This is a genomic window from Stutzerimonas stutzeri (genome assembly GCF_038561965.1).
GTDB classification, from domain to species: Bacteria; Pseudomonadota; Gammaproteobacteria; order Pseudomonadales; family Pseudomonadaceae; genus Stutzerimonas; species Stutzerimonas stutzeri_AA.
Genome location: NZ_CP139348.1, coordinates 1,238,670 through 1,262,999 on the forward strand (window position 1 = coordinate 1,238,670; position 24,330 = coordinate 1,262,999).

At 60.2% G+C, this 24,330-nt stretch carries 27 protein-coding genes; 25 read left to right on the forward strand and 2 right to left on the reverse strand.

From position 1 onward, the window contains the following. Window positions 1–14 precede the first annotated feature (14 nt). The 4 genes from yajC (at window position 15) to SM130_RS05540 (ending at window position 3,812) form a co-directional block, all read left to right on the forward strand. Entirely contained in the window at window positions 15–344 is a 330-nt protein-coding gene (gene yajC / locus SM130_RS05525) for a preprotein translocase subunit YajC (protein WP_102823144.1), read from the forward strand. Between the two features lie 64 nt (window positions 345–408). Continuing rightward, window positions 409–2,277: a protein translocase subunit SecD gene (gene secD / locus SM130_RS05530; protein WP_102823145.1), complete on the forward strand. Its 1,869-nt coding sequence runs from the start codon at window positions 409–411 to the stop codon at window positions 2,275–2,277. Window positions 2,278–2,289: 12 nt separating this feature from the next. Next, the gene (gene secF / locus SM130_RS05535) at window positions 2,290–3,201 is read left to right on the forward strand and encodes a protein translocase subunit SecF (RefSeq protein ID WP_102823146.1); all 912 of its coding nucleotides are present in this window, start codon (window positions 2,290–2,292) and stop codon (window positions 3,199–3,201) included. A 77-nt stretch (window positions 3,202–3,278) separates the two neighbouring features. Beyond that, on the forward strand, window positions 3,279–3,812 hold the full coding sequence (locus SM130_RS05540; protein ID WP_102823147.1) for a glycine zipper 2TM domain-containing protein: 534 nt from the start codon (window positions 3,279–3,281) through the stop codon (window positions 3,810–3,812). A gap of 59 nt (window positions 3,813–3,871) precedes the next feature. Here SM130_RS05540 and suhB read toward each other — a convergent pair whose 3' ends face one another. Further along, on the reverse strand, window positions 3,872–4,687 hold the full coding sequence (gene suhB / locus SM130_RS05545) for an inositol-phosphate phosphatase (protein ID WP_102823148.1): 816 nt from the start codon (window positions 4,685–4,687) through the stop codon (window positions 3,872–3,874). A 94-nt stretch (window positions 4,688–4,781) separates the two neighbouring features. On the opposite strand from suhB, the gene trmJ reads away from it, so the two are divergent. The 19 genes from trmJ (at window position 4,782) to der (ending at window position 21,442) form a co-directional block, all read left to right on the forward strand. Next, window positions 4,782–5,618, forward strand: a complete 837-nt coding sequence (gene trmJ / locus SM130_RS05550) for a tRNA (cytosine(32)/uridine(32)-2'-O)-methyltransferase TrmJ (RefSeq protein WP_256044955.1) — start codon at window positions 4,782–4,784, stop codon at window positions 5,616–5,618. After that, the gene (cysE, locus tag SM130_RS05555) at window positions 5,618–6,394 is read left to right on the forward strand and encodes a serine O-acetyltransferase (RefSeq protein ID WP_102823149.1); all 777 of its coding nucleotides are present in this window, start codon (window positions 5,618–5,620) and stop codon (window positions 6,392–6,394) included. Before trmJ ends, cysE (SM130_RS05555) begins: the two co-directional genes overlap by 1 nt. Before the next feature lie 167 nt (window positions 6,395–6,561). Beyond that, on the forward strand, window positions 6,562–7,053 hold the full coding sequence (iscR, locus tag SM130_RS05560; protein WP_102823150.1) for a Fe-S cluster assembly transcriptional regulator IscR: 492 nt from the start codon (window positions 6,562–6,564) through the stop codon (window positions 7,051–7,053). A gap of 32 nt (window positions 7,054–7,085) precedes the next feature. Beyond that, the gene (locus SM130_RS05565; protein WP_102823151.1) at window positions 7,086–8,300 is read left to right on the forward strand and encodes an IscS subfamily cysteine desulfurase; all 1,215 of its coding nucleotides are present in this window, start codon (window positions 7,086–7,088) and stop codon (window positions 8,298–8,300) included. Window positions 8,301–8,343: 43 nt separating this feature from the next. Beyond that, complete coding sequence (gene iscU, locus SM130_RS05570; protein ID WP_102823152.1) at window positions 8,344–8,730, forward strand: Fe-S cluster assembly scaffold IscU; 387 nt, start codon at window positions 8,344–8,346, stop codon at window positions 8,728–8,730. Between the two features lie 11 nt (window positions 8,731–8,741). Beyond that, window positions 8,742–9,065, forward strand: a complete 324-nt coding sequence (gene iscA / locus SM130_RS05575) for an iron-sulfur cluster assembly protein IscA (RefSeq protein ID WP_102823153.1) — start codon at window positions 8,742–8,744, stop codon at window positions 9,063–9,065. Window positions 9,066–9,072: 7 nt separating this feature from the next. Further along, window positions 9,073–9,594 carry a co-chaperone HscB gene (gene hscB, locus SM130_RS05580; RefSeq protein ID WP_102823154.1) on the forward strand — a complete coding sequence of 174 codons (522 nt, stop codon included), beginning with the start codon at window positions 9,073–9,075 and terminating at the stop codon, window positions 9,592–9,594. A gap of 41 nt (window positions 9,595–9,635) precedes the next feature. Beyond that, window positions 9,636–11,498, forward strand: a complete 1,863-nt coding sequence (hscA, locus tag SM130_RS05585) for a Fe-S protein assembly chaperone HscA (RefSeq protein ID WP_102823155.1) — start codon at window positions 9,636–9,638, stop codon at window positions 11,496–11,498. Window positions 11,499–11,503: 5 nt separating this feature from the next. After that, window positions 11,504–11,842: an ISC system 2Fe-2S type ferredoxin gene (gene fdx, locus SM130_RS05590; protein WP_102823156.1), complete on the forward strand. Its 339-nt coding sequence runs from the start codon at window positions 11,504–11,506 to the stop codon at window positions 11,840–11,842. A gap of 10 nt (window positions 11,843–11,852) precedes the next feature. Continuing rightward, the gene (iscX, locus tag SM130_RS05595) at window positions 11,853–12,053 is read left to right on the forward strand and encodes a Fe-S cluster assembly protein IscX (RefSeq protein ID WP_102823157.1); all 201 of its coding nucleotides are present in this window, start codon (window positions 11,853–11,855) and stop codon (window positions 12,051–12,053) included. A gap of 166 nt (window positions 12,054–12,219) precedes the next feature. Then, the gene (gene ndk, locus SM130_RS05600; RefSeq protein ID WP_003284654.1) at window positions 12,220–12,651 is read left to right on the forward strand and encodes a nucleoside-diphosphate kinase; all 432 of its coding nucleotides are present in this window, start codon (window positions 12,220–12,222) and stop codon (window positions 12,649–12,651) included. Window positions 12,652–12,670: 19 nt separating this feature from the next. Next, the gene (gene rlmN, locus SM130_RS05605; protein WP_102823158.1) at window positions 12,671–13,819 is read left to right on the forward strand and encodes a 23S rRNA (adenine(2503)-C(2))-methyltransferase RlmN; all 1,149 of its coding nucleotides are present in this window, start codon (window positions 12,671–12,673) and stop codon (window positions 13,817–13,819) included. An 11-nt stretch (window positions 13,820–13,830) separates the two neighbouring features. Further along, window positions 13,831–14,589: a type IV pilus biogenesis/stability protein PilW gene (pilW, locus tag SM130_RS05610; RefSeq protein ID WP_102823854.1), complete on the forward strand. Its 759-nt coding sequence runs from the start codon at window positions 13,831–13,833 to the stop codon at window positions 14,587–14,589. Beyond that, window positions 14,586–15,614: a RodZ domain-containing protein gene (locus tag SM130_RS05615; protein ID WP_102823159.1), complete on the forward strand. Its 1,029-nt coding sequence runs from the start codon at window positions 14,586–14,588 to the stop codon at window positions 15,612–15,614. The genes pilW and SM130_RS05615 overlap by 4 nt, the downstream gene beginning before the upstream one ends. Window positions 15,615–15,621: 7 nt before the next feature. Further along, on the forward strand, window positions 15,622–16,734 hold the full coding sequence (ispG, locus tag SM130_RS05620; protein ID WP_102823855.1) for a flavodoxin-dependent (E)-4-hydroxy-3-methylbut-2-enyl-diphosphate synthase: 1,113 nt from the start codon (window positions 15,622–15,624) through the stop codon (window positions 16,732–16,734). Between the two features lie 16 nt (window positions 16,735–16,750). After that, window positions 16,751–18,040: a histidine--tRNA ligase gene (gene hisS / locus SM130_RS05625; protein WP_102823160.1), complete on the forward strand. Its 1,290-nt coding sequence runs from the start codon at window positions 16,751–16,753 to the stop codon at window positions 18,038–18,040. A gap of 27 nt (window positions 18,041–18,067) precedes the next feature. Further along, complete coding sequence (locus SM130_RS05630; protein ID WP_102823161.1) at window positions 18,068–18,709, forward strand: tetratricopeptide repeat protein; 642 nt, start codon at window positions 18,068–18,070, stop codon at window positions 18,707–18,709. A gap of 3 nt (window positions 18,710–18,712) precedes the next feature. Next, window positions 18,713–19,861 carry an outer membrane protein assembly factor BamB gene (bamB, locus tag SM130_RS05635; RefSeq protein ID WP_102823162.1) on the forward strand — a complete coding sequence of 383 codons (1,149 nt, stop codon included), beginning with the start codon at window positions 18,713–18,715 and terminating at the stop codon, window positions 19,859–19,861. Window positions 19,862–19,963: 102 nt separating this feature from the next. Next, the gene (der, locus tag SM130_RS05640) at window positions 19,964–21,442 is read left to right on the forward strand and encodes a ribosome biogenesis GTPase Der (protein ID WP_102823163.1); all 1,479 of its coding nucleotides are present in this window, start codon (window positions 19,964–19,966) and stop codon (window positions 21,440–21,442) included. A 4-nt stretch (window positions 21,443–21,446) separates the two neighbouring features. Here the strand turns inward: der and cysE (SM130_RS05645) are convergent, their stop codons facing one another. Beyond that, a complete protein-coding gene (gene cysE / locus SM130_RS05645) occupies window positions 21,447–22,241 on the reverse strand; it encodes a serine O-acetyltransferase (RefSeq protein WP_102823164.1) in 795 nt (264 codons plus the stop codon). A gap of 158 nt (window positions 22,242–22,399) precedes the next feature. Between cysE (SM130_RS05645) and SM130_RS05650 the strand changes: the two genes are divergently transcribed. Then, window positions 22,400–23,548 carry a pyridoxal phosphate-dependent aminotransferase gene (locus SM130_RS05650; RefSeq protein WP_102823165.1) on the forward strand — a complete coding sequence of 383 codons (1,149 nt, stop codon included), beginning with the start codon at window positions 22,400–22,402 and terminating at the stop codon, window positions 23,546–23,548. Further along, the gene (locus tag SM130_RS05655) at window positions 23,536–24,330 is read left to right on the forward strand and encodes an amidohydrolase (protein WP_102823166.1); all 795 of its coding nucleotides are present in this window, start codon (window positions 23,536–23,538) and stop codon (window positions 24,328–24,330) included. Before SM130_RS05650 ends, SM130_RS05655 begins: the two co-directional genes overlap by 13 nt.

Genomic DNA, 24,330 nt, shown 5'->3' on the forward strand with positions numbered 1-24,330 from the left:
AACAGGAGTGCTACATGAGCTTTCTGATTCCCGCCGCCTATGCCCAGGAGGCTGCCGCTGGTCCTGCTGGTACTGGTTTCGAGTGGGTTTTCCTGGTCGGTTTCCTGGTCATTTTCTATTTGATGATCTGGCGTCCCCAGTCCAAGCGTGCCAAAGAACACAAGAACCTGATCGCCAGCCTGCAGAAGGGTGACGAAGTGGTCACCTCCGGCGGCATCGCTGGCAAGGTCACCAAGGTCGCCGATGACTTCGTTGTGATCGAAGTGTCCGACAGCGTTGAGCTGAAGTTCCAGAAAGTGGCAATCGCCGCAACGTTGCCCAAGGGCACATTGAAAGCCATCTGAGCTGACTTCATTCAACACCGACGGGGCGCGCAAGGCGCCCCGCGTTCATTAAACGGGCTGCGTCATGCTCAATAGATTCCCTCTCTGGAAATACCTGCTGATTCTGGCAGTGCTAGCGATCGCCTTTGTTTATTCGGCACCCAACCTTTATCCGGATGACCCGGCGATCCAGGTTACCGGCGCCAGCACGGCGCAAGAAATCGGAACCGCGGATCTTGAGCGCATCAGTAAGGCGCTCGCGGATGGCGGTATTGCCGTCAAGTCTGCATCGCTGGACGAGCAGGGCCGCGGTGGCCTGGTGCGTCTGGAGCGGCAGGACGACCAGTTGCCAGCCAAAGATATCGTTCGGCGTGCGCTTGGCGACGCCTACGTCGTTGCCCTCAATCTGGCGCCTACTACGCCTGATTGGCTGCGGAGTCTGGGTGCAAGCCCGATGAAATTGGGCCTCGATCTTTCCGGCGGTGTGCACTTCCTGTTGGAAGTCGACATGGAAAAGGCTATCGAAACCCGGCTGAACGTATCCGATGGCGAGGTCAAGAGCCTGCTGCGTAAAGAGCGCGTGCGCTATCGCAGCCTGCCGAATCTGAAGGATGCCGTGCAGCTAGGCTTTGCTGACGAGGCAACGCTGAGCGCCGCTCAGTCAGTTATCCGCAAGAACTTTACCGATTTCGAGCTGACTTCCGCTGAGCGCAACGGGCAATACGTACTGCGCCTGGCCCTTACCGAAGCCAAGTTGGCGGAAATACGCGAATACTCGATCAAGCAAAACCTGACCACCGTGCGCAATCGCGTCAATGAGCTTGGCGTAGCTGAGCCGCTGGTACAGCGCCAGGGCGCCAATCGGATTGTCGTGGAGCTACCAGGCGTACAGGACACCGCTGAAGCCAAGCGCATTCTCGGCAAGACAGCGAACCTGGAGTTCCGTCTGGCAGCCGATGCCGACGCATCGCGAGCTTCTACCGAGGCGTTCGAGTTCCGCCAGGAAGGTCGCCCGCCTGTTCAGCTGGAACGTACGCTTATCATCACTGGCGACCAGGTGACCGATGCCCAGGCCAGCTACGACGAGAACGGTCGTCCGCAGGTCAACATCCGTCTCGATGGTCATGGCGGTGATCTGATGAATCGCGCCACGCGTAACAATGTCGGTCGCAGCATGGCGGTAATTTTCATCGAGCAGCGTCCGGTTACCCGCTATGTACGCCAGGCGGTCGATGGCGTCGAGCAGGAGGTGCGGGTCGAAACCTTCCAGGAAGAGAAGAAAATCATCAGCTTGGCGACCATTCAGTCGCCGCTCGGCAGTCAGTTCCGCATCACCGGCCTCGACGGCCAGGGTGAGTCGTCCGAATTGGCATTGCTGCTGCGCGCCGGCGGTCTGGCTGCACCGATGTACTTCGCGGAAGAACGCACCATTGGCCCGAGCCTGGGTGCCGAGAACATCAAGTTGGGTGTTCAGGCGGCGATGTGGGGCTTCCTTTTCGTCGCCATCTTCATGGTGCTGATCTACAAGTTCTTCGGCGTGCTGGCGACCATCGCGTTGCTCTTCAATATGGTGGTTCTGACCGCCATGATGTCCATGCTCAACGCCACGCTTACCCTGCCGGGTATCGCTGGTATCGTCCTGACCATGGGTATGGCGGTCGATGCCAATGTGCTGATCTTCTCGCGAATTCGAGAGGAAATTGCCAATGGCATGTCGATTCAACGCGCCATTCATGAGGGCTTCGACCGCGCCTTCTCGGCGATCGTCGATGGCAACCTGACCACCTTGCTGGTCGGCGGCATTCTGTTCGCCATGGGTACCGGCCCGATCAAGGGCTTTGCGGTGACCCTGTCGATCGGCATTCTGACGTCGATGTTCACTGCAATCATCGTGACGCGCGGCATGGTCAACCTGATCTATGGTGGCCGCGATCTCAAGAAGCTGTGGATTTAAGGGGCTAGCACGATGAAACGCGTAATCAATTTCATGGGCGTCCGCCATGTGGCCTTTGCCCTTACCGTGCTGCTGACGGTTGCTTCGCTGGCCAGTCTGGTGGTCAAGGGGCTCAACTTTGGCCTCGACTTCACTGGCGGCACATTGATCGAGTTAGGCTACGAGCGTCCGGTCGAGCTCGAGCAGGTTCGTGGGCAGTTGGTGCAGTCCGGCTTTGCCGATGCGGTGGTCCAGAGTTTCGGTGCGACCACCGATGTGCTGGTGCGTATGCCTGGTGATGACCCGCAGCTTGGGGAGCGTGTCGCCAGTGCGCTACGCAACGCGGATAGCGCCAATTCGGTGAGCGTAAAGCGTGTCGAGTTCGTCGGGCCGGCGGTCGGCGAGGAGCTGCGTGATCAGGGTGGTCTGGGCATGCTGCTCGCGCTGGGCGGTATTCTGGTTTACGTGGCATTCCGCTTCCAATGGAAGTTCGGCCTGGGCGCGGTGCTGTCGCTTTTCCACGACGTGATCCTGGTGCTTGGGGTGTTCTCGTTCTTCCAGATTTCGTTCGATCTCACGGTGCTGGCGGCCGTGCTGGCGGTGATCGGTTATTCGCTGAACGACACCATTGTGATCTTCGATCGGATTCGCGAGAACTTCCGCATGCTGCGCAAGGCGGAGCTGTTGGAGAATATAAACATCTCCACCACGCAAACGCTGCTGCGCACCGTGGCGACGTCCGTCTCGACTTTGCTCGCTGTTGGCTCGCTTATGGTGTTCGGTGGCGAGAACTTGTGGGGCTTTTCGCTGGCGCTGTTGATCGGCGTTGGAGCGGGCACCTACTCGTCGGTCTACGTCGCTGGCATGCTGCTGGTCTGGCTCAAGCTCACCCGCGATGATCTGATTCCGCCGGTGGTAGAAGAAGAAGTCGACGAGCGCCCCTGATTCTTCTTCGAACTTCCGTAGCCTGGCGCGGTCCAAGGCGGCGGAACGGGCGCAGCCCGAAGGAAGAGGATGTCACTGTGAACAAATCCATGTTGGTCGGTACGGCACTCGGTGTAGTGATCGCCACTGCTGGTGGCGCTTTCGCTACTTATACACTGGTAGATAGAGGCCCGAAATTCGCCGAGGTGCTGGCGGTCGAACCCATCAAGGAGACCATCCGAACGCCTCGTGAGGTCTGCAAGGATGTCACGGTGACCCGCCAGAAACCCGTGCAGGACGAGCATCGCATTGCGGGTACCGCAGTGGGTGCTGTGGTCGGTGGTCTGCTCGGTAATCAGGTTGGCGGTGGCAATGGCAAAAAGATCGCTACCGTTGCCGGTGCGGTTGGTGGCGGCTACGCCGGTAATCAAGTGCAGGGGCGGATGCAGGCCGGTAGCACCTATTCCACCACCGAAACGCGTTGCAGCACCGTTACCGATACGCATGACAAGGTCGTCGGCTACGATGTCAAGTACGACCTTGCCGGGAAGGTTGGTCGCGTACGTATGGATCGTGATCCGGGAAGCCAGATTCCGGTGCAAGACGGTCAGCTGGTGCTGTCGCAACAGTGATCTGAGCGATATTGCAGACGAAAAAAACGCCCCGATGGGGCGTTTTTTTTGCGTCGTACTCAGCGCTTGAGTGACGGCGTGAGGTGGGGCTGGATAGCGGTCAGTACGGCCTTGAAGCATTTGGTATTGCCTGCAACGATCTGCCCTTTTTCCAGGAAATCGTGGCCGCCGCTGAAATCGCTGACCAGGCCGCCCGCTTCCTGAATCAGCAGGGCGCCGGCTGCCATGTCCCATTCGGAAAGTCCAAACTCCCAGAACGCATCGAAGCGGCCTGCCGCGACATAAGCGAGGTCCAGGCTGGCTGCTCCCGCCCGACGCAGGCCTGCGGTCTGGCCGACCAGGCTGCGGAACATGTTCAGGTAGGCGTCCAGGTTGTCCATCTGGCCGTCCTTGAATGGAAAGCCGGTACCGAGCAGTGCGCCATCCAGGCTCTTGCGTGCGCTGACTCGCAGGCGACGACCGTTCACTGCTGCACCGCGGCCGCGGCTCGCGGTGAACTCCTCCTGGCGCACAGGGTCCAGAACGACCGCGTGTTCCAGGCGGCCGCGGTATTTGCACGCAATGCTGACGGCGTAGTGCGGTATGCCGCGAATGAAGTTGGTGGTGCCGTCCAGCGGGTCAATGATCCACAGGTAGTCCGCGCCGTCACCGGATCCTTCGAGCAGCCCGCCTTCTTCGCCGAGGATGCCATGATTTGGATAGGCCTTCCGCAGCGCGGTGATGATGCTCTGTTCGGCGGCCCTGTCGATTTCGGTGACGTAGTCCTTTGCTTCTTTCTCGTTGACCGAGATTGCATCCAGGCGATCGGTGGAGCGGACAATCAGTTCACCGGCGCTGCGGGCGGCGCGCAGCGCGATATTCAGCATGGGCTGCATGGATCAATTACCTGGTCGTTAAAGAAAGCGCGAAATTCTATCAGGAAAGCGTCGGCGCATGTAGCGTCACTGGTGCTGTGGCAGGGGGGCGCAGATGGCGGATCAAGAGGTGCTTCCTGTAAGCTTTCCCCTCGCTTTCAAGCAGAGAATCATTGTGTCGCTGCAGAACATTCGTGTGGTGCTGGTCAATACCAGTCACGCTGGCAACATCGGTGGCGCCGCCCGCGCTATGAAGAACATGGGGCTGTCGCGTCTGGTGTTGGTCGATCCGGAAGATTTCCCAAGCCCCAATGCCATAGCCAGGGCGTCCGGCGCGACCGATATCCTCGATGCTGCGCAGGTGGTCGGTACGCTGGAAGAGGCTTTGGTCGGTTGTAGTCTGGTGCTTGGAACGAGCGCGCGTGACCGTCGCATTCCATGGCCGTTGCTTGATCCGCGAGAATGCGCGTCGGTTTCCGTGGAGCAGGCGGCAAGTGGAAATGATGTGGCGTTGGTTTTTGGTCGTGAGTATGCCGGGCTGACCAACGAGGAGCTGCAGCGTTGCCAATATCACGTTCACATTCCGTCTGATCCTCAGTTCAGTTCGTTGAATCTGGCCGCCGCGGTGCAGGTGCTCACCTATGAAGTGCGCATGGCCTGGCTCGCAGCCGAAGGGCGGCCAACGAAGGTCGAGAAGCTCGAAACCACGGCGATGCTCGATGCCCAGCCGGTGACGGTTGACGAGCTGGAGAATTACTTCGGTCATCTTGAGCAGACGCTGGTGGATATTGGTTTCCTCGACCCGACCAAGCCTAGGCATCTGATGCCCCGGCTGCGGCGTCTTTATGGGCGCAGCGGTATCAGCAAGCTAGAGATGAATATCCTGCGCGGTATCCTCACCGAGACGCAGAAGGCCACCCGAGGCGAGCCTCACAAACGGAGAAGTGATTGATGTTCGAGCGCATGCGCGAAGATATTCGAAGCGTGTTTCATCGCGATCCGGCAGCTCGCAATGCGTTCGAAGTTCTGACCTGCTACCCGGGCCTGCACGCCATTTGGATCCATCGGCTTTCCCACTGGCTATGGGTGCATGAATGGAAATGGCTTGCGCGTATGTCATCGAACCTGGGTCGTTGGCTTACCGGTGTCGAGATTCACCCAGGTGCCAGGATTGGACGGCGTTTCTTCATTGATCACGGCATGGGTATCGTGATTGGTGAAACCGCGGAAATCGGTGATGACGTGACCCTCTATCACGGTGTCACGCTGGGCGGTACCAGCTGGAATAAGGGTAAGCGTCATCCGACTCTCGAAGATGGCGTTATCGTCGGGGCCGGCGCGAAGATTCTCGGGCCGTTCACTGTCGGTGCGGGAGCGAAGATCGGCTCCAACGCAGTGGTCACGCGGGAGGTGCCGCCGGGAGCTACGGCAGTAGGGATCCCCGGACGTGTCATTATCAAGTCTAGTGACGAGCAGGAGGCCAAGCGCAAGGCTATCGCCGAAAAGATTGGTTTTGACGCCTACGGAGTCAGTGAGGACATGCCGGATCCGGTAGCCCGAGCTATCGGCCAGTTACTCGACCACGTTCAGGCTGTCGAAGAGCGCCTGGAAGGAATGTGCGGTGCGCTGAAAGCCTTGGGTAGTGATTATTGCGCTAAGGATCTGCCGGAACTGCGAGAAGAAGATTTCGTCGAGGTTAAGCCTGAGGCGGGTGATGGGCGCGGTTGAGTGCGGGGCCTGCCTGCAGCTGGTATCATGCGAGCCCGCTGAGCGGCGGGCCAGGGATTACGCTGCGCCATCTCGCTAAAGACCTACTAAATCAATAGGTCTTATAGTTGACTCAAATACTCGGGAATTGCATAATTGCGCCAAACCGTAATGCTTGGTGCAGACCGATGCGATTAACCACCAAAGGCCGTTATGCCGTTACCGCCATGCTTGATCTCGCGTTGCACGCGCAGCATGGTCCGGTTTCTCTGGCCGATATTTCCGAGCGCCAGGGGATTTCGCTTTCCTATCTCGAGCAGCTTTTTGCCAAGCTGCGCCGTGGCAGTCTGGTGACCAGTGTGCGCGGCCCTGGCGGTGGCTATCAGCTGTCCCGTGACATGGCCGGCATCCAGGTTGCTCAGGTTATCGATGCCGTCAATGAGTCGGTCGATGCTACGCGCTGCCAGGGACTGGGTGGCTGTCACTCCGGCGATACCTGCCTGACCCACCATCTATGGTGCGACTTGAGTCAGCAAATCCATGAATTCCTCAGCGGCATCAGTTTGGCTGATCTGGTTATGCGCCAGGACGTGCAGCAGGTCGCGCTGCGCCAGGACATGCGTAAGGCTGGCGGCACTTCGCCGCAGATGGACAAGATAGAAACGTCCGCCATCGAATGAGCAGGGCGACTGCCTGATAGGAGAAGATCTGAATGAAATTGCCGATTTACCTGGACTACTCTGCGACCACTCCTGTGGATCCGCGTGTTGCCGCCAAGATGATCGAGTGCCTCACGAACGAAGGCAACTTCGGCAATCCGGCGTCGCGCTCTCACGCCTTTGGCTGGAAGGCCGAGGAGGCCGTGGAAAATGCGCGCCGCCAGGTTGCCGAGCTGGTCAATGCTGACCCCCGTGAGATCGTCTGGACGTCCGGTGCGACCGAGTCGGACAACCTTGCGATCAAAGGCGTTGCACATTTCTATGCCTCCAAGGGTAAGCACATCGTTACCACCAAGGTCGAGCACAAGGCTGTTCTGGATACCACTCGGCAGCTCGAGCGCGAAGGCTTCGAGGTTACCTATATCGAGCCGGGTGAGGATGGCATCGTAACCCCCGCCATGGTTGAGGCTGCACTGCGCGACGACACGATCCTGGTGTCTGTGATGCACGTGAACAACGAAATCGGAACCATCAATGACATTACCGCGATCGGTGAGTTGACCCGCTCTCGCGGCATTCTGCTCCATGTCGATGCAGCGCAATCGACCGGCAAGGTCGAGATTGATCTCGAGCAGATGAAGGTCGATCTGATGTCTTTCTCGGCGCACAAGACCTATGGGCCGAAGGGAGTTGGTGCGCTTTACGTACGCCGCAAGCCCCGTGTTCGTCTCGAGGCGCAAATGCATGGTGGCGGGCATGAGCGCGGCATGCGCTCCGGCACCCTTGCAACCCACCAGTTGGTCGGTATGGGTGAAGCCTTCCGTATCGCGAAGGAAGAGATGGCCCAGGAAAACGAGCGTGTCCGCGTGCTGCGTGATCGCTTCTACAAGCAAGTCGAATATCTCGAAGAGCTGTATGTGAACGGCAGCATGACCGCTCGCGTGCCGCACAATCTCAATCTCAGCTTCAATTACGTTGAGGGTGAGTCGCTGATCATGGCTCTCAAGGACCTGGCCGTATCGTCCGGCTCCGCCTGCACATCCGCTTCGCTCGAGCCGTCGTACGTGCTGCGCGCGTTGGGGCGCAATGATGAGCTGGCGCACAGCTCCATTCGTTTCACCTTTGGCCGGTTCACGACCGAGGAGGAAATCGACTATGCAGCACAGAAAGTGTGCGAGGCGGTAACCAAGCTACGTGAGCTCTCGCCCCTGTGGGACATGTTCAAAGACGGCGTCGACATCTCCAAGGTCGAGTGGCAAGCCCACTGACCGACGGCAAACGCCGCATAGCCTGATCTAAGAGGATTGCACCATGGCATACAGCGATAAGGTCATCGACCACTACGAAAATCCGCGCAACGTCGGCAAGTTCGACGATGAAGATCCGAGCATTGGTACCGGTATGGTCGGCGCGCCGGCCTGCGGCGACGTAATGCGGCTGCAGATCAAGGTCAATGAGCAAGGTGTCATCGAAGATGCCAAGTTCAAGACCTACGGTTGCGGTTCGGCGATTGCCTCTAGCTCCCTCGCTACCGAGTGGATGAAGGGCAAGACGCTGGAAGAGGCGGAAACCATCAAGAATACGCAGCTTGCCGAAGAACTGGCGCTGCCGCCGGTGAAAATTCACTGCTCCGTGCTCGCCGAAGATGCGATCAAGGCTGCGGTGCGTGATTACCGCGAGAAGAAAGGTCTGCTCTAAGGGAGGTTGCAATGGCTATCACCATGACGCCCGCGGCAGCCCAGCATGTCCGCCGTTCGCTGGACGGGCGTGGCAAGGGTGTAGGCGTGAGGCTTGGGGTCCGTACGACCGGTTGCTCCGGGTTGGCGTATGTTCTCGAGTTCGTTGACGAGACGGCAGCCGAGGATTCGGTGTTCGAGAGTCATGGCGTTAATGTGATCATTGACCCCAAGAGCCTTGTATACCTCGACGGCACCGAACTCGACTTCGTTCGCGAAGGCCTCAATGAGGGCTTCAAGTTTAATAACCCGAACGTTCGTGGCGAATGCGGCTGCGGCGAAAGCTTCAATATCTGAGGACGCCGTGGGTACTCCTTGTCACTTTGCACTGTTCGAGTTGAAGCCGGAGTTCGAGTTGGACTTGGGGCGGCTTGCTGATCGTTATCGAGAGCTGGCTCGTCAGGTTCATCCGGATCGCTTTGCAGATGCTGGCGAAAGCGATCAGCGTCAGGCGCTGGAGCGCTCGGCCAACCTGAACGAGGCCTACCAGACACTCAAGAGCCCTAGTCGGCGAGCGCGGTATCTGCTGGCGATCGAAGGGCATGAAGTGCCGCTGGAAGCGACTGTTCAGGATCCTGCCTTCCTCATGCAGCAGATGCACTGGCGCGAGGAGCTCGAGGAGCTTCACGAAAAAGCCGATCTGGATGGCGTGGCGCCGTTCAAGTTGCGCTTGAAGCAGGCGCAGCAAGGGTTGAACGATGATTTTGCCCAGATCTGGCAGCGTCCTGAGCGGCGCGCCGATGCTGAGCGCTTGGTTCGACGCATGCAGTTCCTCGACAAGCTGACTCAGGAAGTGCGCCAACTCGAAGAGCGCCTCGACGATTAACCCCGCGCAGCGCCTAGCGCTGCGCCCGATATCAGAAAGACATGGCCTTACTTCAGATTGCTGAGCCCGGACATAGCCCACAGCCTCATCAGCGGCGCCTGGCGGTCGGAATAGACCTGGGCACTACCAACTCCCTTGTGGCTGCGTTGCGCAGCGGTGTTACGGCGCCTTTGGCAGATGCCGACGGGCGGGTGATTCTGCCGTCGGTGGTGCGCTACCACGCTGATCATATTGAGGTCGGTGCGCAAGCCAAGCTTGCCGCCGCAACCGATCCGTTCAACACCATCAGTTCCGTCAAACGGCTGATGGGCCGCGGCCTGGCTGATGTGAAGCAGCTTGGTGAGCAGCTGCCGTATCGCTTCCGTCAGGCCGAATCGCAGATGCCTTTCATCGAAACCGTGCAGGGCGCCAAGAGCCCGGTTGAAGTGTCTGCTGAAATTCTTCGCACACTTCGTCAGCGCGCCGAAGCGAGTCTGGGCGGTGAGCTGGTTGGGGCTGTGATCACCGTTCCGGCTTATTTTGACGACGCGCAGCGCCAGGCTACCAAGGATGCCGCACGGCTCGCCGGGCTCAGTGTTCTGCGTCTGCTCAACGAGCCTACTGCAGCCGCCGTTGCGTATGGTCTGGATCGGCAGGCGGAAGGCGTCGTCGCCATTTACGACTTGGGCGGCGGTACCTTTGATATTTCAATTCTGCGGCTGACCAAAGGTGTCTTCGAGGTGCTGGCTACCGGCGGCGATACCGCTCTGGGCGGCGATGATTTCGATCATGCCGTGGCTGGCTGGATTCTCGAATGTGCCGGAGTTTCCGGCGATCTTGACCCCGGTGCTCAGCGCGAGTTGCTGAAGATTGCCTGTGACGCCAAGGAGCGTCTCAGCGACGTCGATGTGGTGTCGGTTGCCTATGCCGGTTGGTCGGGCGAACTGAATCGAGAGACCTTCGATGATCTGATCGAGCCGATGATCGCGCGTAGTCTCAAGTCCTGCCGTCGTGCGGTGCGTGATTCCGGCGTGGAGCTGGAGGAGATTACCGCGGTGGTCATGGTCGGTGGCTCGACCCGCGTGCCGAAAGTGCGCTCTGCCGTCGGGCAGCTATTTTGTCGTGAGCCGCTGACTGACATCGACCCCGATGAGGTTGTGGCTATCGGCGCAGCGATTCAGGCCGAGACGCTGGCGGGCAACAATCGCGATGGAGACGAGCTGTTACTGCTCGATGTGATTCCGCTCTCGCTTGGTCTGGAAACCATGGGCGGGCTGATGGAAAAGATCATCCCGCGCAACACGACGATTCCGGTTGCTCGGGCGCAAGACTTCACCACCTATAAAGACGGTCAGTCGGCCATGATGATTCATGTGCTGCAGGGTGAGCGTGAACTGATTTCCGATTGCCGCTCTCTGGCACGCTTCGAGCTGCGCGGAATCCCGCCGATGGTGGCAGGGGCGGCGAAGATTCGCGTTACCTTCCAAGTCGATGCGGACGGCTTGCTCAGTGTGTCGGCGCGCGAATTGGCATCCGGTGTCGAGGCCAGTATTCAGGTCAAACCCTCTTATGGCCTGACGGATGGCGAGATAGCCCGAATGCTTGAGGACTCCTTCCGCAAGGCTGACGAGGATCGCGATGCGCGCGCCTTGCGTGAGCAGTTGGTGGACGCGCAGCGCCTGCTTGAGGCGGTTGAAGCGGCATTGTTGGTTGACGGCGAGCGCCTGCTATCGGCTGAAGAGCGGCTTGCAATCGACTCCCAGATGGCTGATCTGCGCGGGCTGCTGGATAGCCACGATGTGGTCGCCATCGAACGACAGGCCAAGCGCTTGAGCCAGATTACCGACGCCTTTGCTGCGCGCAGGCTGGATTCCACCGTCAAGGCCGCACTGGCCGGGCGGCGGCTAAACGATATTGAGGATTGACCCAGATGCCGCAGATTATTTTCCTGCCCAATGCCGACCATTGCCCGGAAGGCGCCGTTATCGAGGCGCAGACAGGTGAGACGGTATTGGATGCCGCGCTGCGTAACGGCATCGACATTGAGCATGCTTGTGAGAAGTCATGTGCCTGCACGACCTGTCACGTGGTGGTGCGTGAAGGTTTTCAGTCGCTTGAGGCCTCCGACGAGCTTGAAGACGACATGCTCGACAAGGCATGGGGCTTGGAGCCTAATTCGCGGCTGTCTTGCCAGGCGATAGTGGCTGATGCCGACCTTGTCGTGGAGATACCGAAATACACCATCAACCAGGTTTCCGAAGGGCATTGAGGTAGGCGTCATGCAGCTGAAATGGAGTGATGTGCTGGAGATTGCCATCGAGCTGGCTGAGCGCAAGCCAGACGTTGATCCGCGCTACGTGAATTTCGTCAATTTGCACCGTTGGGTAGTGGAGCTGCCTGACTTTGCCGACGAGCCCAGTCGCGGCGGAGAAAAAGTGCTCGAAGCCATTCAGGCAGCCTGGATCGAAGAGGCTGAATAGGACTCGGCTCGGGGTCGCGCTGCCGCTCCGGGATGCAACGGCAACCGTTCGGCAGGCTATCGGCTGATCCTGGGGTCGCGCCCTCTACCCTTATGTTTTTGACCTGAACCCGCGTATAATCCGCGGGTTTACTCGTTCGCTTTAACCCATCAGTTTGGAGTCCTACATGGCCCTGCAACGCACCTTCTCCATCATCAAGCCTGACGCTGTCGCCAAGAACGTCATCGGCGAAATCACCACCCGTTTCGAGAAGGCCGGCCTGCGCGTCGTCGCTTCCAAGATGGTTCAGCTGTCCGAGCGCGAAGCTGCCGGTTTCTACGCCGAGCACAGCGAGCGCGGTTTCTTCAAGGACCTGGTTGCTTTCATGACGTCCGGCCCGGTCATCGTTCAGGTTCTCGAAGGCGAAGACGCCATCGCCAAGAACCGTGAGCTGATGGGCGCTACCAACCCTAAAGAAGCAGCTGCTGGCACCATTCGCGCCGATTTTGCCGTTTCGATCGACGAGAACGCCGTGCACGGTTCCGATTCGGAAGCGTCCGCTGCCCGTGAAATCGCTTACTTCTTCGCTGCCACCGAAGTGTGCGCACGCATTCGCTGATCAAGCGAAGGTGAATCCAATGATTGCCACTACCGGTAAAGTGAATCTGCTCGGGCTTACCCAGTCGCAACTGGAGAGCTTCTTCGAGTCCGTCGGGGAGAAGCGTTTTCGCGCCGGTCAGGTGATGAAATGGATTCACCACTTTGGCGTCGATAACTTTGACGCCATGAGCAATCTCGGCAAAGCCTTGCGCGAAAAGCTCAAGGCTTGCGCCGAGATTCGCGGCCCGGAGATCGTCAGTGAAGACATCTCCAGCGACGGCACCCGCAAGTGGGTTGTGCGTGTCGCTTCGGGCAGTTGTGTGGAAACGGTGTATATCCCGCAGGGCGGGCGCGGGACGCTTTGCGTTTCGTCGCAGGCCGGTTGTGCGCTGGACTGCAGCTTCTGCTCCACCGGCAAACAAGGTTTCAATAGCAACCTCACCGCCGCTGAAGTTATCGGGCAGGTGTGGATTGCCAATAAATCGTTCGGCTCCATCCCGGCGAAAGTAGATCGGGCTATCACCAATGTGGTGATGATGGGTATGGGCGAGCCGCTGCTGAATTTCGACAACGTGGTCGCCGCCATGCACATCATGATGGATGACCTCGGCTACGGTATCTCCAAGCGCAAGGTGACGCTGTCGACCTCCGGCGTCGTGCCGATGATTGATGAGCTGGCCAAGGTGATCGACGTTTCCTTGGCCTTGTCGCTGCACGCACCCAACGATGCGCTGCGCGATCAGCTGGTACCGATCAACAAGAAGTATCCGCTGGATATGTTGCTGGCGGCGTGCAAACGCTACATCTCGCAGCTTGGCGAGAAGCGCGTGCTGACCATTGAGTACACGCTGCTCAAGGGCATCAATGACCAGCCCGAGCATGCCGAGCAGGTGATTGCGCTGCTGACGAACATTCCGTGCAAGATCAATCTGATTCCCTTCAATCCATTCCCTCATTCCGGATATGAGCGGCCGAGCAACAATGCCATCCGCCGTTTTCAGGACATCCTGCACAAAGGTGGGCACAATGTAACGGTGCGTACCACCCGCGGCGAAGACATCGACGCGGCTTGCGGTCAGCTCGTCGGCCAGGTTCTGGACCGGACGCGTCGAAGCGAGAGATACATCGCTGTGCGTGAGCTACAGAGCGAGCCAGGTGCGGCGCAAATTGCTTCGAACCGATCCTGAGGGGGATGCCGATGATTCTGCGCGCTGCGCTGCTGCTTCTACTGACCGGCCTGTTGGCCGGTTGTGTGTCTTCTGGAACCGTCGATCCGCTGAGGACCGACCAGGGGCGTCAGCAGGCACGTGACGCCTATATCCAGTTGGGCATTGGTTATCTGCAGCAGGGCGAAGCCGCACGCGCCAAGACACCGTTGCGCAAGGCATTGGAAATGGACCCGCGCAGCGCCGATGCGCATGCCGCGCTGGCGTTGGTCTTCCAGACCGAGATGGAAAACGACCTGGCCGACAAGCATTACCGCGAGGCGCTGTCCAGTCGCCGTGACGCCCGCATTCTCAACAACTACGGCAGCTTTCTGTTCGAGCAGAAACGCTACCCTGAGGCGATGGAGCGCTTTCGTCAGGCAGCCGAAGACAACATGTACCCCGAGCGGGCGCGAGTATTTCAGAATCTCGGCATGACCGCGCTGCAGCTGGGACAGCGCGAGGAGGCTGAGCTTTACTTCACGCGCTCGCTTCGCCTAGACGGTCGCCAGCCTCGTGCGCTACTCGAACTTGCCCTCATGGCCTTCGAGGACAAACAGTACGTTCCCGCCAAGCGTTATTACGATAGCTTCAGTCAGGTGTCCGAGCAGAACGCACGTAGTCTGCTGCTTGGTATTCGCCTGGCCAGCATCCATCAGGACCGTGATACAGCTGCCAGCCTGGGGCTGCAGCTAAGGCGGTTGTATCCCGGTACGGATGAGTACAAGCAATATCTTTCGGAGCAACGATGACCGCGCCGCACCAAGAATCCGCTGCACCGATGGGCAACAATCCCGGCGAAACGCTGCGTAAAGCCCGCGAAGACAAAGGCTGGCCTTTGTCTGCCGTTGCGCAACAGCTGAATCTCACTGAGCGCTCGCTGGCCCGTATCGAGGCCGGCGACTTCAGCCAGTTGCCGGGGCATACATTTGCCCGTGGTTACGTTCGAGCCTATGCAAAACTGCTCGGCCTGGATCAGAACCGCCTGGTTCAGGAGTTCGATCAGCACACCGGCACCAACGCTTCCGGCAGTAACGTGAACAGTCTGGGTCGCATCGAAGAGCCCGGCCGTTTATCACGTAGCTTCATGCGCTTCTTCGGCTTCGCGTTGTTGTTGGTTCTGGCCGCGGTGGCTTGGTACTGGTGGCAAGAGCGCACGGCGCGCGAGGTCACCACACGCCCGGTCTCGGCGCTGGAGCGGATCGAAGTGCAAGGTGCTGACGGTACCACCGAGATTCATCTGCTGGACCGCGCCGATGAGGCTGCCGATCAGCAAGCCGCGCCGCGGACAGAGCAGTCCGGCCCATTGGGCGATCCGCAGCCAAGCGAGACCACTGAGTCATCCGATGCAACGCAAGCACCGCCTGCTTCGGTAGATCCGAGCAATACTGCCGCGCCGGCGGGCGAGGCAGCGCATTCACTGCCCTTGGAACTGCCAGCGTCCGTGGGCGAGAGCCCGGCCGCATCAGCCGCTTCCGCCGAGGCTCCTGCTCCTGTTGCGGCGAGCACCCCCAGCGCTGTTGCTGCCGCCCCGGGTGAGGTCCAACTGGAGTTGCGCTTTACCGCTGACTGCTGGACGCGGGTGAGCGATGCCGACGGACGGGTACTATTCAGCGCACTGGCCAAGGCCGGAACCACCAGGACGGTCAGTGGCAAGGCGCCGCTGGACGTGCATTTGGGGTACGCCCGCGGCGCCCAGCTCAGTTACAACGGTGAAAACGTGAACCTCGCTTCTCACATGCGCGGCGAGACGGCGCGCCTCAAGCTCGGACAGTAAGTTGACCATGCATTCCGAATCTCCTATCAAGCGTCGCCAGTCCCGGAAGATCTGGGTGGGCAACGTTCCGGTCGGTGGCGATGCGCCGATCTCCGTACAGAGCATGACCAATACCGAAACCTGCGACGTCGAAGCGACGGTTGCGCAGATCCAGCGCCTAGCGAATGCCGGCGCGGATATCGTCAGGGTTTCGGTGCCTTCCATGGAGGCCGCCGAAGCGTTCGGGCGCATCAAACGGCTCGTCCAGTTGCCCCTGGTGGCGGACATTCACTTCGATTATCAGATCGCGTTGCGTGTGGCCGAGCTTGGCGTTGATTGCCTGCGTATCAACCCAGGCAACATCGGCCGCGAGGACCGGGTTCGCGCAGTCGTCGATGCCGCTAGAGATAAGGGCATCCCGATCCGCATCGGCGTGAATGCCGGTTCGCTGGAAAAGGATTTGCAAAAGAAGTACGGCGAGCCGACACCGCAGGCGCTGGTAGAGTCCGCGCTGCGCCATGTGGATCACCTCGATCGACTGGACTTTCAGGATTTCAAAGTCAGCGTCAAAGCGTCCGATGTGTTCATGGCGGTGGAGGCCTATCGGCTGCTCGCCGGACAGATCGAACAGCCGCTGCATCTCGGCATTACCGAGGCGGGCGGGCTGCGCTCCGGCACGGTAAAATCCGCGGTGGGGCTGGGCATGCTGCTTGCTGACGGAATCGGCGACACCATTCGTGTGTCGCTGGCGGCTGATCCAGTCGAGGAAATCAAGGTTGGCTTCGACATTCTCAAATCCCTGCGTCTGCGTTCGCGTGGTATCAACTTCATCGCTTGTCCGAGCTGCTCGCGGCAGAACTTCGATGTGGTCAAGACCATGAACGAGTTGGAAACCCGCGTGGAGGATTTGCTGGTGCCGTTGGACGTTGCCGTGATTGGTTGCGTGGTCAATGGCCCGGGTGAAGCCAAGGAGGCGCATATCGGCCTTACCGGTGGCAGCCCGAGCAACCTGGTCTACATCGACGGCAAGCCGGCGCAGAAACTGAACAACGACAACCTCGTCGATGAGCTGGAGCAGCTCATCCGGCGCAAGGCCGCCGAGAAGCTCGCGGCCGACGCGGCGGTCATCGCGCGCAGTTGATCCTTAAGGAAATCCATTGAGCAAGTCCCTGCAAGCCATTCGTGGCATGAACGACATCCTGCCTGCGCAGACTCCGATCTGGCGCTACCTGGAAAGCACTTTCGCGCAATTGCTAGATAGCTACGGCTACAGCGAGATTCGCCTGCCGATTCTTGAGTTCACAGATCTGTTTGCACGTGGTATCGGTGAAGGCACCGACGTCGTCGACAAGGAGATGTACACCTTCCTCGATCGTAACGAGGAGTCGCTGACCCTGCGTCCGGAAGGCACGGCTGGTTGCGTGCGCGCTGTGCTCGAGCATGGGCTGACCGGCGGCGGGCAGGTGCAGAAACTCTGGTACACCGGCCCGATGTTTCGCTACGAAAAGCCGCAGAAGGGCCGCTATCGCCAGTTTCACCAGATCGGCGTGGAGGTTTTCAATCAGCCGGGGCCGGATGTCGACACCGAACTGATCGTGCTAACGGCGCGCCTGTGGAAACAGCTCGGCCTCTCCGATGCCGTGACGCTACAACTCAATAGCTTAGGTTCCAGTGAAGCCCGCGCCCGTTACCGTGATGCGCTGGTCGTCTACCTGCAGCAGCGCTTCGATCAACTCGACGAAGACAGCCAGCGGCGTCTGAAGACCAATCCCCTGCGCATTCTCGATAGCAAGAACGCCCAGACTCAGGCACTGCTGGCTGACGCGCCGACGCTGCACGACTACCTCGATGACGAGTCGAGAGCGCATTTCGATGGGTTGAAAGCCCGTCTCGATGCGGCGGGTATCGCCTACGAAATCAATCCAAAGCTGGTGCGTGGCCTGGACTACTACGGCCGTACCGTTTTCGAGTGGGTCACAGACAAGCTCGGTGCTCAGGGCACGGTCTGTGCTGGCGGGCGCTATGACGGTCTGATCAGCCAGTTCGGTGGCAAGCCGACGCCGGGCGTTGGGTTCGCCATGGGCGTCGAGCGTCTAGTGCTGTTGCTGGAAACACTCGAACTGGTGCCGGATGCACTGAGCCCGGTGCCACACGCTTATATCTGCGCGTTCGGCGAGGCCGCAGAGCTGGCAGCGCTGGCCTTGGCCGAACGCTTGCGCGATGAGCTTCCGGGCCTGCGCCTGCTGGTCAACGCTGGGGCCGGCAGCTTTAAGAGCCAGTTCAAGAAGGCCGATAAGAGCGGCGCACGTTTCGCACTGATTCTGGGTGAGGACGAACTTGCCGGGCGCGTGGTAGGTTGCAAGCCGCTACGCGACGACACCGAACAACAAAGCATTGCCTGGGATGCTCTACCCGAGCGTCTGGCTGCCTGCCTCGAGCAGGTCTGAGACTAAGCGAATGAAAGGAGTTACAGCGTGACCTCGGGTACCGAAGAAGAAACACTGGCGCAGATCAAAGACTGGTGGCAGCGCAACGGCAAGCCGCTGCTGCTGGGGGCGGTGCTGGCCCTGGTATTGGTATTTGGCTGGCAGTTCTGGCAGAAACATCAGATCAACCAGGCGCAGAGCGCCTCGCTCGTTTACCAGCAGTTGCTGGTCGCTGCGTTGGAAACCGGTGAGGCCGACGCCGCCGAGATCTCGCGCCTGGGCAATCTGTTGAAGAAGGACTTTGCCGGTACGCACTACGCGCAATACGGCAGTCTGTTCATGGCCAAGGTGGCGGTCGAGTCCGGTCGACTGGATGAGGCGGCTAGCGAGCTCCGCGCCGTCGTCGACAAGCCAGCCGACAAAACGCTGGATGAGCTGGCACGTCAGCGCCTTGCGCGCGTTCTGGCCACGCAGGACAAGGCTGATGAAGCGCTCAAGCTGCTGGATGGCAAGGTCGATCAGGCGTTCGTCGCCAGCCGTGAAGAGCTTCGGGGCGATCTGCTCGTGCAGCTAGGCCGTAGCGACGACGCCCACGCGGCTTACACCAAGGCCAAGGAGTCGCTGTCCCAGGATGCCGCCATTGGTGGCCTGCAAATGAAGCTGGATGATTTGGCCCGAGGGGAGGCGTAAACGATGCGCTGGAAGACTGCAGCGTTGCTGACCTTGGCCGTACTGGCCGCAGGTTGCAGCAGCAAGGACACTAAAGAACTGGAGCCGGCGGAACTCACCAAGTTCAAGGCAGAAATCTCCTTGAAGAAAGAGTGGAGCCGCTCGATCGGTGAGGGGCAGGGTAAAACCTATAACTTGCTGACCCCGGTGGTATACGGCGATCAGATCTACGCCGCCGACGTCGAAGGACTGGTGGTTTCCATGGATCGGTTGACCGGCAAGGTCAATTGGAAGAAGAAGCTCGACAAGCCGGTTTCCGGCGGCGTGGGTGCTGGCTACGGCCTGGTCCTGGTCGGCACCCTGCGTGGCGAAGTGCTCGCGCTGGACGTTAGCACTGGCGAGGAGCGGTGGCGCAGCCAGGTCAGCAGTGAAGTGCTGGCCGCCCCGGCCGTCAATGGCGATATCGTTCTGGTGCAGACTCAGGATGATCGCCTGATCGCTCTGGAGATCGATACCGGCGCGCAGCGCTGGAGCTACGAAAGCTCGCCTGCGGTGCTCACCCTGCGGGGTACCGGCGCGCCGCTATTGACCAATCAGCTGGCCGTCGCCGGCCTGTCGAGTGGCAAGGTCGTTGCGCTGGATACTCGTCGCGGACTTCCGGTATGGGAGCAGCGCGTCGCTATTCCGCAAGGGCGCTCGGAGCTTGAGCGGGTTGTGGATATCGACGGCGGCTTGCTGTTGTCTGGCGGTACCTTGTACGTAGCTAGCTACCAGGGCCGTGCTGCGGCGCTGGAGCTGGAAAGTGGTCGTGTGCTCTGGCAGCGTGACGCCTCCAGCTACTCGGGTGCGGCGCTTGGTTATGGCAGCGTCTACCTGAGCCTTGCTGACGGTGCGGTTGAAGGCATCGACGAGCGGTCGACGACTGCGCTGTGGCGCAACGACTCCCTGGCCCGTCGCCAGCTTTCAGCCCCGGCGGTGTTTTCCAGCTATGTTGTGGTAGGGGACATCGAAGGCTATCTGCATCTGATGAGCCAGGTTGATGGTCGTTTTGTCGCCCGCGAGCGTATCGATAGTTCCGGCGTCCGTGCCCGCCCGGTAGTCGAGGGCGACTGGCTATATGCCTTTGGCAACGACGGCAAGCTGGTGGCACTGACGATTCGTCAGGCCGACTGACCGCACGTTGTGCCCACGGCTCCGCCTGGCGGAGCCATGAATATTCGGCCGCTGCCTTGCAGCGGCCTTCGTGTTTTCTGAAATATCGCAGTGGAGAGCCGCATGGTTCCCGTAATCGCCCTGGTGGGCCGCCCGAACGTCGGCAAGTCCACCCTGTTCAACCGCCTGACCAAGAGCCGCGACGCCATTGTTGCCGAGTATGCTGGTCTGACCCGAGATCGCCAGTACGGCGAGGCCAAATGGCAGGGCCGCACCTACATCGTCATCGATACCGGCGGTCTGACCGGTGACGAGGAGGGCATCGACGCCAAGATGGCCGAGCAGTCGCTGCAAGCCATGCAAGAGGCCGATGCGGTCATGTTCATGGTCGACGCGCGTGCCGGCATGACGCCTGGCGATCAGATGATTGCCGAGCACTTGCGCAAGATGAACAAGCGCCACTTCCTGGTGGCGAACAAGGTCGACAGCATCGATCCGGATATCGCCCGAGCGGAATTCAGCCCGCTGGGCCTCGGTGACGCCCTGCCGATCGCCGCCGCCCATGGCCGTGGTATCACCCATATGCTCGAGCAGGCGCTCGGCATGTTTCCCAAGGACAATGCCGAAGTTGCCGAAGGCGAGGGTGAAGAGGGTGAGGCGGTTGCTGAAGGCGAAGAGCTCAAACGCATCCCTGGACCGAGCGAAAAGGATGGCATCAAGATCGCCATCATCGGTCGGCCCAATGTGGGCAAGTCGACGCTGGTCAACCGCATGCTCGGCGAGGAGCGGGTCATCGTTTATGACCAGGCCGGTACAACCCGCGACAGCATCTACATTCCCTTCGAACGTGACGACGCCAAGTACACACTGATCGACACGGCCGGTGTGCGCCGCCGCGGCAAGATCTTCGAGGCCGTAGAAAAGTTTTCGGTGGTCAAGACGCTGCAGGCGATCCAGGATTCCAACGTCGTGATTTTCGTCATGGATGCCCGCGAGGGCGTGGTCGAACACGATCTGAACCTGCTCGGCTTCGTGCTGGAAAGCGGTCGGGCGCTGGTCATCGCACTGAACAAGTGGGACGGCATGGAGCCGAGTGAGCGCGACTACGTGAAGACCGAACTGGAGCGCCGGTTGTTCTTCGTCGAGTTCGCCGACATCCACTTCATCTCCGCCAAGCATGGCACTGGCGTCGGCAATCTGTACAAGTCGGTGCAGGCTTCGTTCACTTCAGCCGTTACGCGTTGGCCCACCAGCCGTCTGACGCAGATCCTTGAAGATGCAGTCCGCGAGCATGCACCGCCGATGGTTGCCAGCCGCCGGATCAAGCTTCGTTACGCGCACTTGGGCGGCGCCAACCCGCCGCTGATCGTGATCCATGGCAACCAGGTCGACGCGATTCCCAAGTCCTACACCCGCTATCTGGAAAATACCTACCGGCGCGTTCTGAAGCTGGTTGGTACGCCCATCCGTATCGAGTACAAGGGCGGGGAAAACCCTTACGAAGGCAAGAAGAACACGCTTACCGACCGCCAGGTCAACAAGAAGCGCCGTCTCATGTCCCACCACAAGAAGGCCGAGAAGAAGCGCCGCGACAAGCGCTGACTGCTCAGCGATCTCCGTCGAACGACTGGTCCATATCCAGGGCCGGTCGTGCGTGGCGCGGCGTGCCGACTTGACGTGCCGGATTGCCGACCACTGTGGTGTGCGGCGCAACGGCATGCAGCACGATGCTACCTGCGCCGACCTTCGCCCCCTCGCCAATCTCGATGTTGCCCAGGATCTTCGCGCCTGCGCCGATCATCACGCCGCTGCGTACCTTCGGATGGCGGTCGCCGCCTTCCTTGCCAGTTCCCCCCAGAGTAACGCCCTGCAGGATCGACACGTCATCGCCCACCACGGCGGTTTCGCCAATGACGATGCCCGTGCCGTGGTCGAGCATGATGCCGCTGCCGATCCGGCTGGCCGGATTGATGTCGATACCCAGTCGTTCGTTGCTGCGCGCCTGAATGAACATCGCCAGCAGGCGTTCGCCCCGTCCGTGCAGCAGGTGCCCGACGCGATAGGCCTGTAGTGCCAGATAACCTTTGGAGAACAGGAACACTTCGAGTGCCGTGTCGAACGCCGGATCGCGGCTGACGATTGCCTGCAGGTCGCAGCACGCCGTCTCGGCCAGCTGCGCGGCTTGGTGATGAATGCTGGCGAAGCGGTCGGCGAGCGTATGGCCCTGCTCGGTGCTTTCCGCCAGCGCATGGCCTATGCGGTAGGCCAGCGCGCAACCGAAGTCGGGGTGATCGAGGATGGCCTGGCGGAAAACCGCGGCCAGGGTCGGCTCCGTCTCCAGCGCGCGTTGCGCCTGGGCGCGCAGGTCGTTCCACAGCGTGCTGACAGGATGACTAGGCATGGAAGGTTCCTTATGGTCGATACGAGTGGATGCCCGTTCGCTGCAACTGTAGCAGCCCCACGACGGGTGCTGCGTACCTCGTATCGTGCATCGGTCATCGGCTATTCTGTTCGCCGTCCTGCCGAACCCCCACGCGGCAGGCTTGTCGGAAGGCTGTCATGCTCATCAGTAAACTGCCCAACGTTGGCACCACCATTTTCACCACGATGTCGCAGCTCGCGGCGGACACCGGTGCGTTGAATCTCTCCCAGGGCTTTCCCGATTTCGACGGCCCCGACGCGTTGCGCGAGGCGTTGGCCCACCATGTCATGGCGGGACACAACCAGTACGCACCGATGACCGGCCTGCCGGCATTGCGCGAGCAGGTCGCGGCGAAGGTCGCCGCCCTGTATCGGCGAAAAGTGGATGCCGCCAGCGAGGTCACCATCACGCCCGGCGCTACCCAAGCGATCTTCTGTGCGATCCAGGCGGTGGTTCGACCGGGCGATGAAGTCATCGTCTTCGATCCCTGCTACGACAGTTACGAGCCTTCGGTGCAGTTGGCCGGCGGCGTCTGCATCCACCAGCAGCTGAGCCTGCCGGATTTTCATATCGACTGGCAGCGACTGGCCGACGCCATTACCCCGCGCACGCGGATGATCGTGCTGAACACGCCGCATAACCCCAGCGGCGCACTGATCGACGCCGATGATCTCGATCACCTGGCTGCGCTGATTCGCGAACGCGATATCTATCTGCTCAGTGACGAGGTCTATGAGCATCTGGTATTCGACGGCCGCGAGCATGCCAGCGTGTTACGCCATGATGAGCTTTACCAGCGAGCCTTCGTCATCAGTTCCTTCGGCAAGACTTACCACGTCACTGGCTGGAAGACTGGCTATGTAGTGGCGCCGCCTGTGCTCAGCAGTGAGCTGCGCAAAGTGCACCAGTACGTCAGCTTCACTGGGGTGACGCCGCTGCAGTGGGCCCTGGCCGATTTCATGGCTGAACATCCCGAGCACATCAGCGAGCTGCCGGCCTTCTACCAGGCCAAGCGCGATCTGTTCTGCGATCTGCTGGCTGGGTCTCGCTTCAGCTTCACTCGGGCTGCGGGCACCTACTTCCAGCTTGCCGACTATTCAGCGATCCGCCCTGATCTTGATGATGTCGCAATGGCCGAGTGGCTGACCCGCGAACACGGCGTTGCAAGTATTCCGATTTCGGTGTTCTACCAGAACGCCCCGGCCGATTTGCGGCTGGTGCGTTTCTGCTTTGCCAAACGAGAGGAGACGCTGCGTGAAGCGGCGGAACGACTATGCGCGATTTGAACGATCTGCCCGACCTCGAACTGGCGCTGGTACAGACCAGCCTGATCTGGCAGGACGCTGCCGCCAATCACGAACGATTCATTACGCTGCTGGATCAGGCCAGCGGCGCCGACCTGATCGTCCTGCCGGAGATGTTCACCACCGGTTTCTCCATGGATTCGGCTGCACTGGCCGAGCCGGAAGAGGGGCCGACCTATGTATGGCTGCGAGCGCAAGCTGCCCGGCTGGATGCCGTAATCACTGGCAGTGTGATCATCGAGGCTGCCGACGGCAGTCATCGCAATCGTTTGCTCTGGGCGCGCCCGGATGGTGAGGTCTTGCATTACGACAAGCGACACCTGTTCCGTATGGCCGGCGAGCACAAGCATTACACCCCGGGGCAGCAGCAAGCACTGTTCGAGGTGAACGGCTGGCGTGTGCGCCCGCTGATCTGTTACGACCTGCGTTTTCCGGTATGGAGCCGTGATCCACACGGCACCGACCTGCTGCTTTACACGGCAAACTGGCCCGCCGCACGCCGTGATGCCTGGAATCGCCTGTTACCGGCGCGCGCTATCGAAAATCTCTGTTACGTCGCGGCGGTCAACCGGATCGGTGAAGATGGTAAGGGCTATCCCTACAGCGGCGACAGCCAGGTGCTCGATTTCAAGGGCGACACGCTGCTGAACGGCGAGGACCGCGATGCTGTTTTGCGCTGCACGTTGCGCGTGCGCGACTTGGCTGCGTTCCGCGAGCGCTTTCCGGCCTACCACGATGGTGACGAATTCGAGCTGAAGCCGTAG